This window comes from Blautia faecis (assembly GCF_020554845.1).
In the GTDB taxonomy this organism is placed as follows: Bacteria; Bacillota; Clostridia; order Lachnospirales; family Lachnospiraceae; genus Blautia_A; species Blautia_A faecis.
In genome coordinates this window covers 40,652-56,510 of sequence record NZ_JAJCIA010000006.1, presented here as the reverse complement: position 1 = coordinate 56,510, position 15,859 = coordinate 40,652, and the positions used below count along the sequence as shown (strand labels likewise).

Annotated in this window: 16 protein-coding genes and 1 pseudogene; 15 read left to right on the top strand and 2 right to left on the bottom strand. The window is 40.9% G+C overall.

Annotation, left to right across the window (positions count from 1 at the left end):
• The first annotated feature begins 1 nt into the window (after position 1).
• The 11 genes and pseudogenes from LIZ66_RS04680 (at position 2) to LIZ66_RS04630 (ending at position 11,749) form a co-directional block, all read left to right on the top strand.
• Positions 2 to 2,107: an ATP-binding protein gene (locus LIZ66_RS04680; protein ID WP_195991023.1), complete on the top strand. Its 2,106-nt coding sequence runs from the start codon at positions 2 to 4 to the stop codon at positions 2,105 to 2,107.
• Between the two features lie 176 nt (positions 2,108 to 2,283).
• Positions 2,284 to 3,645 (top strand): MATE family efflux transporter, encoded by a 1,362-nt coding sequence (locus LIZ66_RS04675; RefSeq protein WP_118578079.1) that lies wholly within the window; start codon positions 2,284 to 2,286, stop codon positions 3,643 to 3,645.
• A gap of 204 nt (positions 3,646 to 3,849) precedes the next feature.
• Positions 3,850 to 5,187: a TrkH family potassium uptake protein gene (locus LIZ66_RS04670; protein WP_173717782.1), complete on the top strand. Its 1,338-nt coding sequence runs from the start codon at positions 3,850 to 3,852 to the stop codon at positions 5,185 to 5,187.
• Between the two features lie 18 nt (positions 5,188 to 5,205).
• Positions 5,206 to 5,853, top strand: a complete 648-nt coding sequence (locus LIZ66_RS04665; RefSeq protein WP_173735587.1) for a potassium channel family protein — start codon at positions 5,206 to 5,208, stop codon at positions 5,851 to 5,853.
• A gap of 43 nt (positions 5,854 to 5,896) precedes the next feature.
• Positions 5,897 to 6,172, top strand: coding sequence for a hypothetical protein (locus tag LIZ66_RS04660; protein ID WP_148462027.1), 276 nt, complete (start codon positions 5,897 to 5,899; stop codon positions 6,170 to 6,172).
• Between the two features lie 37 nt (positions 6,173 to 6,209).
• Complete coding sequence (locus LIZ66_RS04655) at positions 6,210 to 7,847, top strand: ATP-binding protein (RefSeq protein ID WP_227200496.1); 1,638 nt, start codon at positions 6,210 to 6,212, stop codon at positions 7,845 to 7,847.
• Positions 7,840 to 8,559: a response regulator gene (locus tag LIZ66_RS04650; RefSeq protein WP_118578082.1), complete on the top strand. Its 720-nt coding sequence runs from the start codon at positions 7,840 to 7,842 to the stop codon at positions 8,557 to 8,559. Before LIZ66_RS04655 ends, LIZ66_RS04650 begins: the two co-directional genes overlap by 8 nt.
• An 80-nt stretch (positions 8,560 to 8,639) precedes the next feature.
• On the top strand, positions 8,640 to 9,689 hold the full coding sequence (locus tag LIZ66_RS04645) for an FUSC family protein (RefSeq protein WP_173717784.1): 1,050 nt from the start codon (positions 8,640 to 8,642) through the stop codon (positions 9,687 to 9,689).
• Between the two features lie 180 nt (positions 9,690 to 9,869).
• A pseudogene (locus tag LIZ66_RS19020) lies at positions 9,870 to 10,075 on the top strand (amidase); the annotation flags it as partial.
• Positions 10,076 to 10,120: 45 nt separating this feature from the next.
• Positions 10,121 to 10,876, top strand: a complete 756-nt coding sequence (locus LIZ66_RS04635; RefSeq protein ID WP_187564821.1) for a YoaP domain-containing protein — start codon at positions 10,121 to 10,123, stop codon at positions 10,874 to 10,876.
• A gap of 21 nt (positions 10,877 to 10,897) precedes the next feature.
• Entirely contained in the window at positions 10,898 to 11,749 is an 852-nt protein-coding gene (locus tag LIZ66_RS04630; RefSeq protein ID WP_227200495.1) for a DegV family protein, read from the top strand.
• Positions 11,750 to 11,808: 59 nt separating this feature from the next.
• Here the strand turns inward: LIZ66_RS04630 and LIZ66_RS04625 are convergent, their stop codons facing one another.
• Entirely contained in the window at positions 11,809 to 12,882 is a 1,074-nt protein-coding gene (locus LIZ66_RS04625; RefSeq protein ID WP_227200492.1) for a helix-turn-helix domain-containing protein, read from the bottom strand.
• Between the two features lie 234 nt (positions 12,883 to 13,116).
• Between LIZ66_RS04625 and LIZ66_RS04620 the strand changes: the two genes are divergently transcribed.
• Both LIZ66_RS04620 and LIZ66_RS04615 read left to right on the top strand, forming a co-directional pair.
• Positions 13,117 to 13,596, top strand: a complete 480-nt coding sequence (locus LIZ66_RS04620) for a sigma-70 family RNA polymerase sigma factor (RefSeq protein WP_118578087.1) — start codon at positions 13,117 to 13,119, stop codon at positions 13,594 to 13,596.
• Positions 13,593 to 15,035 carry a hypothetical protein gene (locus LIZ66_RS04615; protein WP_148462034.1) on the top strand — a complete coding sequence of 481 codons (1,443 nt, stop codon included), beginning with the start codon at positions 13,593 to 13,595 and terminating at the stop codon, positions 15,033 to 15,035. The genes LIZ66_RS04620 and LIZ66_RS04615 overlap by 4 nt, the downstream gene beginning before the upstream one ends.
• Before the next feature lie 113 nt (positions 15,036 to 15,148).
• On the opposite strand, the gene LIZ66_RS19815 is transcribed toward LIZ66_RS04615, so the two are convergent.
• Positions 15,149 to 15,448, bottom strand: a complete 300-nt coding sequence (locus tag LIZ66_RS19815) for a substrate-binding domain-containing protein (protein ID WP_148462035.1) — start codon at positions 15,446 to 15,448, stop codon at positions 15,149 to 15,151.
• Between LIZ66_RS19815 and LIZ66_RS04605 the strand changes: the two genes are divergently transcribed.
• Both LIZ66_RS04605 and LIZ66_RS04600 read left to right on the top strand, forming a co-directional pair.
• Positions 15,418 to 15,642: a hypothetical protein gene (locus LIZ66_RS04605; protein WP_227200525.1), complete on the top strand. Its 225-nt coding sequence runs from the start codon at positions 15,418 to 15,420 to the stop codon at positions 15,640 to 15,642. The genes LIZ66_RS19815 and LIZ66_RS04605 overlap by 31 nt on opposite strands.
• Positions 15,639 to 15,797 (top strand): hypothetical protein, encoded by a 159-nt coding sequence (locus tag LIZ66_RS04600; protein ID WP_173771427.1) that lies wholly within the window; start codon positions 15,639 to 15,641, stop codon positions 15,795 to 15,797. The genes LIZ66_RS04605 and LIZ66_RS04600 overlap by 4 nt, the downstream gene beginning before the upstream one ends.
• Positions 15,798 to 15,859: the final 62 nt, after the last annotated feature.

Here is a 15,859-nt window from a genome sequence, read left to right as displayed (position 1 = left end):
TATGCTTTCACGAGAAAAAACAAAGACAGACGATCAAAGGCAGGATGTAAATGATTATCCGGTGAAAGAACAATATGTTTTAAGCAGATTATTGTCCGAGTATGTATCCTTATACCGGATAGAGCTTAATTCCGGCAAATATGAAATACTGAGACTGGATGCGAATACCAATGCCAGGCAGCTGGCGGAGAAAGATCCCCATCCGGCTGAAAATTTTGATGAATATGTGAGAAGATATGCAGACAATTTTATTCTGGATGAAGAGAAAGAAGAGTTTATAGACTGGCATCTTTGCGCAAATATGAAAAGAAGGCTTTTACATGAAGAGAAGTTTACTTACCATTACCACAGTGTTTCAAAGGAAGGGAAAGATAGCTATTATGAAGCCTATGTAGTGAAGGGAAAGACAGATGATGAGACCTTTAATGCTTTTCTTGGATATCGCAATATAGACAATATCCTTTACAAAGAGAAGGAAATCCAGGAGAAACTGCGAAAAGCTCTGGATGAGGCCAGATTGGGAAATGAGATCATTTCCTCCATTGCCAGAACATACCAGTATATTTCCAGAATTGATATCCAGGCAGATTATTTTGAGGAAATTTCCAACAGGGATGTGGAGCATTTGAAATATATTCATTCAGGCATTTTGTCTGAAAGCAATAGAAAAGTTTGCAGTGAACTGGTTGCAGAAGAGTATCAGGATGCTTTTTACAGATTTACAGATATCTCTACACTGCCTGAACGAATGAAAGACGAAGAATCTGTCGTTATGGAATACCGGATGAAGGATGGAAGCTGGCATAGTCTGCGCTTTATTGAAAAGAAAAGGGATGAAAACGGCCGCCTGACCCATGTTCTTTGTGCAATCCGAAGTATCAGTGATGCGAAGAGAAGGGAGCAGACTCTTATATACCAGGCTGCAGAAGCGAAGAAGGATGCGGCGGTTAAAACCAGATTTCTGTCTAATATGAGCCATGATATCCGAACTCCCATGAATGGGATCATAGGTATGATCGAATTGGCAAACCGTTATCCCAATGACCCTGAAATGCAGCAGAAATGCAGGGATAAGATCATGGAATCCTCCAGATATCTGGTTTCTCTTGTAAATGATATACTGGATATGAATAAACTGGAGTCGGGAGATATTGTTGACCAGGAGCTTACTTTTGATCTGACAGAAATCCTGAGCAGGAGCAACACAGAAAAGCAGCTTCAGGCAGCTGAGAAAAATATAGAATACATCGTGGATTGGGAAAGATCAAAGCTAAGTTATATATTATTAACCGGAAATCCTGTTTATCTGGAACGGCTTCTGAATGCGATTTCTGATAATGCGGTGAAATTTACGAAACCAGGCGGAAGGATTCATGTATGGTGTAAGGAGAAATTTGCGGATGAAAAGCAGGTAGTGTATGAATTTGGCTGTGCAGATAATGGTCCTGGTATGAGCCAGGAGTTTGTGGCACATGCGTTTGATCTTTTTACCCAGGAGAAGGAGACCAGCCGGTCGAAATATGAAGGTACCGGACTGGGACTTTCCATTGCAAAGAAGCTGACAGACAGAATGGGTGGCACAATCCGGATCGAAAGTAAAGAGGGAACCGGCACAACTGTGGTCATGACAATTCCGTTCAAAATCGGAGAAGCAGAAAAAGCCCGGAAGCTGGAGGATTTTGTAAAGGATCCGAATACGATTTCCCTTGAAGGTCTGCGTGCACTGGTAGTTGAGGATAATGAACTGAACATGGAAATCGCCAGCTTTATGCTGGAAGATAATGGAATAATTGTGGATTGCGCCAAAGACGGACTGGAGGCAATTGGAAAATTTGAAAAGTCCGAGCCAGGCTATTATGACGTGATTTTAATGGATATCATGATGCCAAACTTAAACGGCTGGGATACTACCCGGAGAATTCGTTCCATGAAAAGATCAGATGCAGAGCGTGTACCGGTTATTGCCATGAGTGCCAATGCATTTGCAGAAGACATTATAAACAGCCGGATATCCGGCATGGATGAGCATCTTACCAAACCCCTTGAACCGGCGAGGCTTGTAAATGTACTTAAGGATTGTATCTGGAGGAGAAAACATAAGCTGTAAACAGGCTGTTGATCAGTGGAGGAAGGATGCGTGCAATGAGCAACAGCCGCATCCTTGATCGTTGCAAAATCAAAAAAGAAGCTTGATATTGACAAATATATGAGTTAAAATCAGAAGACATAATTCGTTTATATTTTATTGGTTTATGTCAAAAAATTTGTCAGGAGAAAACAGATATGAGTAGTAAATCTAATACACAGGCAATGGAAACGGAAAAAATCCCACGTCTTTTGGCGCAGCTTGCAATTCCTGCTGTTGTGGCACAGATCATTAACCTTTTGTACAACATTGTAGACCGTATTTATATTGGACACATTCCCGGTGTTGGTGCGGCAGCATTAACCGGTGTGGGGTTATTTACGCCAATTCTTATGCTGATCAATGCCTTTGCCATGCTCGCAGGTTCAGGCGGTGCTCCCAGAGCCGCAATTTCCATGGGGAAAAAGGACAATGCGACAGCGGAAAAGATTCTTGGAAACTGTTTCTCGCTTCTTATTCTTATGGCTGTGGCTCTTACGGTGATTTTTTTCGCTTTTGCTCCACAGCTTCTGACAATATTTGGTGCTAGTGATAAGACCCTTCCTTATGGAGTGTCATACGCAAGAATCTATATACTGGGAAGTATTTTTGTCCTGATCGTAATGGGAATGAATCCATTTATCACCACACAGGGATTTGCAAAGATCAGTATGATGACCACTGTGATCGGTGCGGTGATCAACATTATTCTGGATCCTGTTTTTATTTTTGTATTTGATCTGGGCGTAAGCGGTGCTGCAATTGCTACTGTTTTGAGTCAGGCTGTTGGTGCCATCTGGATTCTTCGTTTCCTGTCAGGAAAAAAGACCATTCTCCATCTCAGGAAAGAGAATTTCAAATTACAAAAAAATATTATCTTACCATGCCTGGGGCTTGGAATATCCACTTTTGTCATGTTGTCTACAGAAAGTATTCTGTCCATCAGTTTCACCTCCAGCCTTTCAAGATATGGCGGAGATCTTGCGGTTGGAGCCATGACCATTATCACAAGTGTCAGCCAGCTTGCAACCTTACCGCTGCAGGGAATATGCCAGGGCGGACAGCCGATCATGAGTTATAATTTCGGTGCCGGCAATAAAGAGCGTGTTAAAAAAGCATTTTTTACGCAGTTTACAGTCTGCACGGTTTTTACCGGCTGCTTCTGGCTGATCATGCTTCTGTTTCCCAGGCTCTTTGCAGGTATTTTCTCCAATGATACGGATCTGATCACGTATACCGCATGGGCACTGAGAATCTATATGGCTGGTATTTTTTCACTGGGATTCCAGGTTTCCTGTCAGCAGAGCTTTATGGCACTGGGACAGGCGAAGGTCAGTCTGCTGCTTGCATGCTTAAGAAAACTGATCCTGTTGATTCCGCTGATCTTTATTCTGCCGCTTTTCATTCAGAATAAGGTATTTGCCGTTTTTCTGGCTGAACCAATCAGCGATATACTGGCAGCAATCATTACAACTTCAACTTTCTTCAGGCGATTTGATAAAATACTGGATAGAAGATAAGAATAAAAGCCATTTGGTTGGATATGTTTCTGACTGAATGGCTTATTTTTTTGCTACGGCAACCGAATTCAGGCTGAATATGGCGGAAACACATCTTTATACAATCTTAATACAGAATCAAATACTCTTATACCATCTTTAAAGGCAATTATATATAATGGGTGCAACAAAAAAGTAATCATTCGTAAGGAGTTTTGATCATTTATGCCGGAAAAATCATATAAGAAAAAACATCTGACATCTTTTCAGCTAATAATTCTGGGATTTGCAGGAGTGATCCTTTTGGGAAGCATTCTTTTAATGCTTCCATTTTCATCTGTAGATAGAATACCAACTCCGTTTCATGAGGCTCTTTTTACAGCCACTTCGGCGGTATGTGTAACCGGGCTTGTAGTAAAGGATACCGGAAGCTACTGGTCTCTGGCAGGACAGACGATTATTCTTATACTCATACAAATAGGCGGTCTGGGAGTGGTAACGGTGGCTGCATCTGTTTCCCTTCTTTCCGGTAAAAAAATATCCCTTATGCAGAGAAGTACCATGCAGGATGCGATTTCCGCGCCTAAGGTTGGCGGAATCGTCAGATTGACAAGGTTTATTTTAAAGGGGACATTTTTGATTGAAGCTGCAGGGGCAGTGTTACTGCTGCCGGTTTTTTTATGGGATTACAAAGGAAAGGGAATTTGGCTGTCAGTCTTTCATTCTATTTCCGCTTTTTGTAATGCAGGCTTTGATATTCTGGGAACATCTGCAAATCCTTTTCCTTCCCTGACAGGGTATTCTGCAAATGTTCTTATAAATGTAGTGATTATGCTTCTGATCATCATAGGGGGAATCGGTTTTCTCACCTGGGACGATATTTATACCAACAAAATGAAGTTTAAACGTTATCGCATGCAAAGCAAGATTATCCTTGTGACTACTGCATGCCTGATTTTAATTCCGATTATTTTTTTCTTCACCTGTGATTTAAAAAATCTATCCGCAGGGAATCGCTTATTAGCTGCGGCGTTCCAATCGGTAACTACAAGAACTGCCGGATTTAACACGATTGATATTTCAAAGATGAGTGAAGCCTCAAAAGCTGTTATGATATTGTTAATGCTGATTGGCGGTTCACCTGGTTCTACAGCTGGTGGAATGAAAACCACAACGTTTACAGTTCTTTTGTTAAATGCAATTGCCACATTCCGAAGCCAGGAAAATGCAGGGGCTTTTGGCAGGAGGCTGGAATACCATGTGATAAAAAATGCGGCGACAATAGCCATGCTTTATTTTACGTTATTTTTTTGCGGCGGACTTGCAATCAGTGTATATGAAGAGCTTCCTCTTTTAGACTGCCTGTATGAAGCTGCTTCAGCTGTGGGAACAGTAGGACTCACACTGGGAATTACACCGAAGCTTCATATGTTTTCGCAAATTGTGCTGATTATACTGATGTATCTGGGGCGTGTAGGTGGTCTGACTCTGATTTATGCGGTGCTTTCAAGAAGAAACAGGGGAAATGCAAAACTGCCTCTGGAGAAAATAACAGTTGGATAAGAAGGAGAAAATATAATTATGAAAAATGTATTGCTTATTGGACTTGGAAGATTTGGAAGACATATTGCTAAGCAGCTGAATCAGCTGGGACATGAAATTATGGCAGTTGACTGGAATGAGGAGAGAGTAGATAAAGCATTACCATTTGTGACCAATGCGCAGATTGGTGACAGTACCAATGCTGAATTTTTACGTTCCCTTGGAATAGGAAATTACGATATCTGTTTTGTAACCATTGGAGGAAGCTTTCAGAATTCTCTTGAAACAACTTCCCTTCTGAAAGAACTGGGAGCGAAACTGGTGATATCCAGGGCTGAGCGTGATGTTCAGGAAAAATTCCTTTTGCGCAATGGTGCGGATAAAGTGGTTTACCCGGAAAAGCAGGTTGCAAAGTGGGCCTCGATCCGTTACACAGATGATCACATCCTCGACTATATGGAGGTGGATGCATCCCATGCGATTTTTGAAGTGGAAGTTCCAGAAGAATGGGTTGGAAAAACAGTAGGAGAACTGGATATCAGAAAACGCTACAATATTAATATTCTGGCAGTAAAAAATGAAGGAGAATTTGGTATTGCAATTTCACCGGATACGTATTTTGAAGAGAATCATAAATTACTGGTATTAGGGGAATACAGAGCCCTTCAGAAATGTTTCCGAATATAATATAGTCATTTGTTATAAAGAGGCTGCTATAGAGGTGAAGACAATGGCAGAAGGAATATTGGCTGTTACTGTATTTTGTTTGTTTGGACTTGGATTTTATATTGCAAATAAAGCAGATCAGTTTTGGGGTGAAATTCAGGAAAATACGGAAGAAAAACAGCAGTCATCGAAGATATTGTTTTTGAATACTCTTTCGGATGAAGAATTGTTAAGAGAGATTCATGAGTGTAAAATTGAATATAAGGAAGCTGAAATTATAATTCTTGATGGACAGTCCGGGTATGAAAAAAAGGATTTTGACCATAATACAGTCGCATGATATAATTGCAAAAACGGCAGAAAAGGGGACTGGCAGGATGAGTCTGGGAATTGAAGAGGATAATAAAAAAACAGACGAACCGGATATTGATATCCATATTATTCCGGATACGGTCAAAACAGAAAACTATCAGAAACGGTCATTTACATGGTATATGGAAAAACCGTCTGCAAAGGATTATTTTCTGACAGTTTTTATATTTGCAGTATGTACTTTGATTGGTCTGCTGTTTCAGAAGCTGGATTTCACAGATACAAATATTGTAACCATATACATTTTGGGAGTTTTGCTTACTTCCATTGTGACAGATGGTTATCTATGCAGTGTGGCCGGTTCTTTCTTAAGTGTCTTTTTATTTTGCTTTTTTCTGACAGAACCAAGGATGTCTTTTCAGACCTATGCGGTGGGTTATCCGGTGACCTTTTTCATAATGCTAATTTCATCCGTACTTACAGGGGCACTTGCGGCGAAGCTGAAAACACATGCAAAGCTTTCTACACAGCTTGCCTTTCGTACACAGATTCTGTTTGATACAGACCGTTTGCTGCAAAAGGCTAAAGGAGAGAGAGAAATTCTTGATGTCACCTGTACACAGCTTCTTCGTCTGCTAAACCGCAATATTACAGCATATGTAGTAGAAAACGGAGCTTTATCAGCGGGAAAGCTTTTTTCCGGTGAGGAAAGAGAGGACGCGGAAGATTTTTTAACACCTGAAGAACAGAAGATAGCCAGATGGGCCTATGAAAACAGACAGCGTGCCGGTGCATCCACACATCATTTTCCACAGGCCAAATGCTTATATCTGGCAATCCGGAGCGGGAACAATGTTTATGGAGTAATAGGAATACCGCTGCAGAAAGAAACACTGGACTCTTTTGAATACAGTATCCTGCTGTCCGTGATAAATGAATGTGCACTTGCAATGGAAAACGCACAAAATGCCATGGAAAAAGAGAAAAATGCAGTGATAGCAAAAAACGAACAGTTGCGGGCAGATCTTCTTCGGGCAATTTCCCATGATCTTCGAACTCCCCTTTGCTCCATTTCAGGCAATGCAGACATGCTTCTTAGCAACAGTGAACGGCTGGATGAAGCTACAAAGCATCAGATCTATACGGACATTTATGATGATTCTGAATGGCTGATCGGAGTTGTGGAGAATCTGCTTTCCATTACCAGGCTAAATGATGGAAGACTGAAATTCAAATTTACAGATCAGCTGCTTGATGAGGTGATCGCAGAGGCTCTGCGGCATATCAGCCGGAAGCATGACGATTATAAAATCGTAACTGACTGTGAAGAACTTGTTCTTGCACGTATGGATGTCCGCCTTATTATACAGGTTCTGGTAAATTTAATTGACAATGCCATAAAATATACGCCGCCAGGTACTGTAATCAGCATCCGGGGAACTAAAACAGATGGAAAAGCGCAGATAAGCGTGGAGGATAATGGACCTGGGATTCCGGAAGAAATGAAGCCGCATATTTTCCAGATGTTTTATACCGGCAAAACAACAGTTGCGGATAGTCACCGAAGTCTGGGACTGGGGCTGGCGCTTTGTCACTCTATTATAGAAGCCCATGACGGAACCCTGATTCTGACGGACCATGATCCCCATGGATGTAATTTTACTTTTACTTTACCTTTAAGTGAGGTGACATTGAATGAATAAAACATTAATTCTGGTGGTTGAGGATGACAGACCTATAAGAAATCTGATCATTACGACGCTAAAAACACATGACTATAAATATCTGGCAGCAGAGAATGGTTCTTCGGCCATTCTGGAAGCTTCCTCTCATCATCCGGATATTGTTCTTCTTGATCTCGGGCTTCCAGATATGGAAGGGGTAGAGGTAATAAAGAAAATCCGTACCTGGTCGAACATGCCGATTATTGTGATCAGTGCCAGAAGTGAGGATACAGATAAAATTGAAGCACTGGACGCTGGTGCAGATGATTATATTACAAAACCGTTTTCCGTGGAGGAATTGCTTGCGCGTATTCGTGTTACGCAAAGGAGACTTGCAATAACGCAGACCGGAGAACAGCAGGAAACCTCTGTTTTTAAAAATGGTGAATTAGAGATCGATTATTCGGCTGGCTGTGCATATCTGAAGGGTGAAGAATTACATCTGACTCCTATTGAGTATAAGCTGCTCTGCCTTTTATCCCGTAATGTGGGAAAAGTATTGACACATACATTTATTACCCAGCAGATCTGGGGACAGTGTTCTGAAAATGATATTGCTTCCCTCCGCGTTTTTATGGCAACACTTCGAAAAAAACTGGAACCAGAAAAAAATGGTGTGCAATATATCCAGACGCATATTGGAATCGGATATCGTATGATCAGAATTGAAAGCAATAGTCTGGCCAGGTAATTATTTCCTTAAAAATCATTCTTGAATTACCTTCCTGTTTGTGATAAAATGCCTATTTGCATAAAAACGGGAGGTGCTATATGACATTTTATCAGGAACTTCAGTTGAATCAGGCAGGTTCAAAAGACCTGCTGAAAAAAAGTGAGACCGCAAAAGAAAAAATCTATCATCTGTTTGTATATATGGCGAAGGTAGCGGTCACAATGGCGTTTTGTTTTTTATTTGTTACTATTTTCAGCATTCTGCTTGGAAATGAGAACAGTATTGTAGGTGTCGTTGTCTTATTATGTCTTATGGTATTTCGAAATGCCGATCTCGGAATCCATACCGGACAGTCTACCATACTTCTGGCTTTGTTTTTCGCAGTTATGACTGTGTGTCCACATCTGGCAAATCAGCTTTCCCCGGTACCGGGAATGCTGTTAAATATTGCTGCATTGGCAGTGCTGATTCTGTTCGGCTGTCATAATCCATTTATGTTTAATCAGTCCACACTCGTTCTTGGATATCTGTTGCTGTATGGATATGACGTAACAGGGAAAAGCTATGAGATGAGACTGGTGGGAATGGCAGCAGGAGCTGTACTTACCTGTCTGGTATTTTATCGGAATCACAGAAACCGGGTTTATAAAAGAAAGATACAGGATGTACTGCAGGAATTTGATCTCTCTTCTTCCAGGACAAAATGGCAGTTATGCCAGATCCTGTGTGTACCGGCTGTACTTTGTATTGCAGAGCTTTTTAAAATGCCACGTGCAATGTGGGCAGGTATTGCAGCTATGTCAGCGATCTTACCGTTTATGGAAGACATGCAGTACAGAGTGAAGAAAAGAATTGTGGGAAATATTGCAGGAGTTCTTTGTTTTACAGCATTGTATTTCCTGCTTCCGTCATCCATCTATGCATATATAGGAATCCTTGGCGGAATCGGTGTAGGATTTTCCGCAAAATATGGCTGGCAGGCTGTATTTAATACATTTGGCGCTTTGGCTATCGCTGCAGAGAGTTATGGATTAAAGGGTGCAGTCAGTCTCAGGGTGATTCAGAATGTATTTGGTGTTGTGTTTGCTCTGGTATTTTGCGCTGTGTTTTATTTGGGTATGTCAAAAAAAATGGCAGGAGAAAACTGATATAAGTAGCCATTTGGTTGGATGCAATTCTGACTGAATGGCTTATTTTTATGCAATAGAAAATATAAAATTTCAAAAATATATACGCTGAAATCAGCCTATTGCAGTATACGAAATCTCAATAACGTGATATAGTTAGCTTAAATAGGCTTTTTAGAAAACATGCCGTATTTCATATGGCTTCCTGTAGAGCATTGCATCCGCGGTACCTATGGTTGGGAAATCAGGGAGGAGATTGCAGAGCTTCTGGAATCTGGTCCCATTGATAAAACTACCTTTGGAAGCCATTTTTGCCGGAAGTGCCAATCATTGTAGATTCGCTCTGTTGCGCAGGAGTAACGCCAGAGAGTCATGAACTGGCTCTGGAAGCTATGAAAGCGTGTTAGATCAAGGTTATTTAAGCAATCATGATATCTGGGAAAGGTGATATTATGCATTATATTAGAATTACAAAAGAAAACATTGACAAGGAACATATCTGCTGTGCTATGTCAGGAAAAAACAGTATCGTAAAAAAAGAGTGGTTAAAACAGCGTTTTGAAGAAGGATTGGTTTTTTATCGGAGTGCAGAGCGCGGAAAGTGTTTTATTGAATATATTCCTGCTGAGAATGCCTGGGTGCCCATTGATGCAGACGGATATATATACATTAACTGCTTATGGGTTTCCGGTTCCATGAAAGGACACGGCTATTCCAATGATTTGCTGAATGAATGCATTCGTGATGCAAAAGAACAAGAGAAAAAGGGAGTCTGTATTCTGTCTTCAGAAGGACGAAAAAAAGAATTTCTGGCAGACCCGAAATATTTAAAATTTAAGGGATTTTCTGTTGCAGATACTTCGGACTGCGGAATCAATCTTATGTATTTACCATTTGACACAGATACTGAGCCGTCAAAATTCAAAGAATGTGCAAGACACCCGAAAGTAGAAGAGGAAGGATTTGTTCTCTATTATACAGATCAATGTCCTTTTACCTGTTACTGGGTGCCTCGTGTAGTGGAAGTGGCAAAAGAACACAATATTTCTTTAAAGGTAATTCATGTTACAAGCAGAGAAGCTGCACAGAACGTTCCGGCACCGGTGACAACGTATGCGCTATTCAGAGATGGAAGGTTTCTGACACAGGGAATACAGTCTGATAAAAAATTTCTGGCTCTTGCAGGCCGGGAATCTGATAGAAAATGAGTTGGCAGAGGAGAAACGAATATGGTAAAAATTATTTCAGACAGTACCTGCGACCTTTCGCAGGAATTATTGAGAAAATACGAGATTGACATTCTTCCACTTCATATTCTTCTGGGTGATAAAGAATATGGGGATGGAAAAAACATTACCCCGGATCAGATTTATACCTGGTCTGACGCAAATAAGACAACGCCTAAAACTTCTGCTCCTGCCCTGGCAGATGCCATGGAACTTTTCCGCCCATATGCAGAGGCTGGAAGGGAAATTGTCTGCTTTTCTATTTCAGCAGGTATGTCCACCTCTGGAAATGTGATGCGCCTTGCTGCTGAAGAGCTGGGGGCTTCTGACAGGATAAAGGTAATCGATTCTGCAAATCTTTCTACAGGTATCGGTCTTCTTGTAATAGAGGCTGCAATTATGGCAAAGAATAACCGGACAGTTTCCCAGATTGTTTCTGAGATAGAGAGGCTAAAGCCAAATGTGCGAGCAAGCTTTGTGGTTGATACCCTCACCTATTTATACCGCGGTGGACGCTGCAATGCAGTAGCGGCTATGGCCGGAGGTATTTTAAAACTGCATCCCAGGATTATAGTAGAAAATGGCGCCATGAATGCTTCTAAGAAATACCGGGGGAAAATTAATTCTGTTATCATGGACTATGTTAAAGATATGGAAAAAGATTTAAAAAATGCGAGACCAGAACGTGTATTCATAACACATTCTGGCTGTAAACAGGAAACTGTAGAGAAAGTGCGGGCTTATCTGGAAGAGCTTGGCGTTTTTGATGAGATATTGGAAACCAGGGCAGGTGGTGTTATATCAAGTCATTGTGGACCTGGCACATTAGGTGTGTTGTATATTGCAAAATCGTAAAGCATGCCCCCCTTTTTATAAAACTGCACAGTATAGTTTTTCATTTGGCTTTGTAATTGTTATTCATCCCTGACACACTTCCATAAATTGCTCAGCTCGCTTTTTTCCTGGCTTTTGATAAATTCATCAACCCCAATCATGGCAGTATCACCAAAATCATCAAAAGCGCTTGCAGGAGTCTTACAGAAAACAAATCGGATACTTGAAACATCGTAATTTGGTGATTCGTCGAAGTGCAATGCAACATCCTTTGCTCGCCGAAGGCTGTTGATTGCTTCTTCTTTTTTACACAGCGACAGCAGAACATCCGCTCGCAGTGCCCAAAGAAATGCTTCGCTTTTGTCCATATATCCCTGTTTTTCGGGATCTTTTAGCCCGGGATAAAAGGCAAGAGCCCAATCCACAAGAGCTAGAGCATTTGCATAATCTTTTGTCTTACAGAAAACATTCATATATCCCACCACAATTTCAAAGTGCGTCACAGTTAAATCTAATAATGCCCTCGATAAAAAGGGAAGTGCTCCCTCCGGATCATTGCAAGAGGACGCAAGCACCATTCCAATCGAAGAGTGGTTCAGCCGACATGGATTGTTCTCTTTCAATAATGCAATTCCTTTGTCATATTCCCCAAGCGCAAAATGGATTTCAGCCATTTCCCTGCGAACAGAAACATCACTTATCTCCGGATCTTTGTTTTGTCCGATCAGTATACATGCACGTTCACAAAGGGAAAGCGCCTTCTTTGAATAAACAGCATTCTTTTGCGTCAGTCCTCTTAAACGGTAGATTCTGGCACTGTAATAAACAACATCAAAACAATTCGGATAACACTGTAATGCCTTTTCAACATCAGAAAAAACATCCTCAGTATCTCTGTCGTGAGAATACTGCTTCAGCCTTGTAATTACAGTTTCTCTGTTATTGTTTCTAAACTGGTATCCGATAAGCGCATCGATAGACACCTCAAACAGATCTGCCATCTCCGCAATCAGGTTTAATTCCGGCGTCGCCACACCCCGTTCCCATTTTGAGACAGATGCAAAGGTAACGCCTAAAGCTTCCGCTAACTGCTCCTGTGTCATAGCGTGTTCTTTTCGCAACTTGCTTATATTTGCAGAAAGTGATAATTTCATCTTTGGTACCTCCCTTTTTCTTTATATCTATATTTTACTGCAAATTTGCAAATAAGGAAGGTATCAAGAGTACAATTAGTTTAGTTTTTTTTGGACTGTTAGTTTAGCATTTGCATAGTCAGCTTATCATAATTATTTATGCGAAAATGAATTATTGGGGGATATTTTTGTTTTCTATGCGTCTAATAGATGTAAAGAAAAAGCTGGCCGGCATGAAAAAGAGGTGGTATTTAAATGACAAAAGAACAACTGGGAAATCTGATCCTGGATTCGGAAAGACAATTATACTCAACTGCAAAAACAATCTTATTCAGTGACCAGGACTGTGCAGATGCTATCCAGGAGACAATTGTAAAAGCTTTTTCCAAAATAGACACATTAAAAAACGATAAATATGCCCGTACCTGGTTGATCCGAATTTTGATCAACGAATGTTACAACCTCGTACGTAAGTCCAGTAAGTTTATTTCGTTTGAAGATCTGGAGGACAGACTGGAAATGGAATCAGAAAAGTCAAAGGATTACAGCGAATTGTATGCCGCTGTAAATTCCTTAAAAGAGGAGCTGCGTTTGCCCGTTATTTTGTATTACATAGAAGATTTCAGCGTAAGAGAAATCGCCCAGATCCTTGAAATATCGGAAGGTGCTGTTCAGAAGAGACTTGCAAGGGCAAGGGGAAAATTAAGGCAGGAATTGCAGGAGGTGCTGGTATGAGATTAGAAGATATGAAAAGCGATATTCCCGAAACACCTGATTTTATCCATAAAATGATTCAAAATGAGGTTGCAAAGCAGATACAGGATACAAAGGTGATGAATCTTCAAAGAAGAAAAACATGGACGATTCCCAAAATCGCAGCTGTAGCAGCTGCTTGTACGCTGGCAGTTTCCACAGCAGCATATGCAGGTGTAAATCTGTATCACTGGTTTCTGGAGAAGCAGGGCGCTTATGGTGTAGCGGTTAAAATTGATGCCGATAGCATGGCAAAGGAAACCATGCTTCCAGATGAGGTTCCAGAGGTAAATCTGTTTGCCAGATACATTCCAAAAGGCATGAGCTGGAATGACGAGTATCATCTTCAGTATCCGGAACATGAACAGACCGGCGGGTTTAGCTTTGCATCTGTTCTGTTGGATAAAAATGATCTGGGACAGGTTGTGCAGGATCAGAATGTTATTGATAGCGAGGAGCGTACATTTGGAGAATATCAGGGAGTATACCTAAAGTATAATAGCATCGCCAAAAGTGGAACTTTTAACCAGAGAATTTACCTTGTCTGCCCGGATTTATACCGTGTGATTATGATCTACATAGGAGATGACGTATCAAAAGAGGATGCCATAAAGGTGGCTGAGAATCTGGTGATTACGGGAAACACAACTATGGTAAAAACTGCCGGGATGCCTACCTGGAGTGAAGACATGATAGCTGAAAAGATAGAAAATGATGATGATGAAATAATCACTTCTGTAAATGAGAAGGAGCTGCCTGTTTACCAGATCGGTGACACCTTTGATCTGAATGCGACTGGGGAAGACACAAATGGTGAGTATCTGACGAAAACCATTTCTGCAAAGGTGGATTCCATCCAGATCGCAGATGACCTTCAGCTTCTTGAGCCTGACAAAATACCGGAGGAATGGACAGAAGCAATTGGGGCTGATGGAAAACTGTCTGCAAATACATTGAATTATGTAAAATCTGGTGATGGAATCAATTCCCTGGATGAGATTGTGAAGTCAGAAGCTGTGAACCAGAAACTGGTTTATGCCACAGTGACCTATACAAACAATTCAGATGAGGAAATCGACCATATGCTTTATCTTGGTGCTTTGCTAACCATGACAAAGGAAAATGGAAGAGTACAGATTTACGTTCCAACGGAACAGTCCGGCGATGGCTATGACCGCATCACCTGGGATGGCATGGCAAAGACCGGAGAAATGGTTTATTATAATGTCTCTGAAAATTATGGCAATGGCGGAAACTACATTTCCTCTATAAAGCCAGATGAAAGCGTGCAGCTGAACATGGCCTGGATCGTAAATGAAAATGACCTGGAAAATCTGTATCTTAATGTAACCGGTGATGGAGCCTCGTATGAGTTTTCTGAAAATATACTAAAAAATGGACTTGTAGATATTCGCAAATAATAGTTTAAATATGTAAAAAACGAAGCAAATTAACCATTTCCGGCAGTCAACAGCTGTCGTGTTAAAAGTCCCGGAATGCCAGTAATGTGGATTCCGGGACTTTTGGATAAAAACTAAAAAATGGTTGTCTCACGTTTAATTAGAGTGGGTAGTACTGTTTTGTGAATGGGGGTCTCCATAATAGCTGGGCGACGCTTTTTACGGTTTTTCATCTGCATGACGAGGATATCCATGGCTTCTTTAGTAAGAACATCGATTTGCTGATGTATCGTGCTGAATGGTATAAGGTATTCTGACGCAATCGGTGAATCGTCAAAACCAACAACCTGATAGGTTGGAGGTAATTCTCCGTATTTCTTTAGAACCAAATTTAAAAAAATAGATGCCAAAGGATCCTGACGCAGGACTTTCACTTATTCGAATCTATGATCAACTGGAAAATTATATTGGAAAAGAACTTTACTTTGTGATAGAAAACGGAAATGAAACAGGCTTTTCTTTTATCAATGTGGATGATTTCAGGACTTCTATGACGGAAAAATATGCCCTGCTCCGATACGAAGTTATGATGCCAAAGCAATCAGGCTACCGGATGGGACAAGTATGAATCGAGCAAATCATATATTGCTGGGCTGGGCAGAAACACGAAATACCAATGTAATTGATCCTGCCACCAATGAAGATGCTTACGCACAAATAATTTATATGCCAGGTAGTTCATATCCGATTCAGGATAAAGATGTTACATTGTATGCAGTTTAGGCACAAAACAGTGGAACGCTGATGGAAGATATTACGATTGCGGTAAGAAATGATGGCAAGGT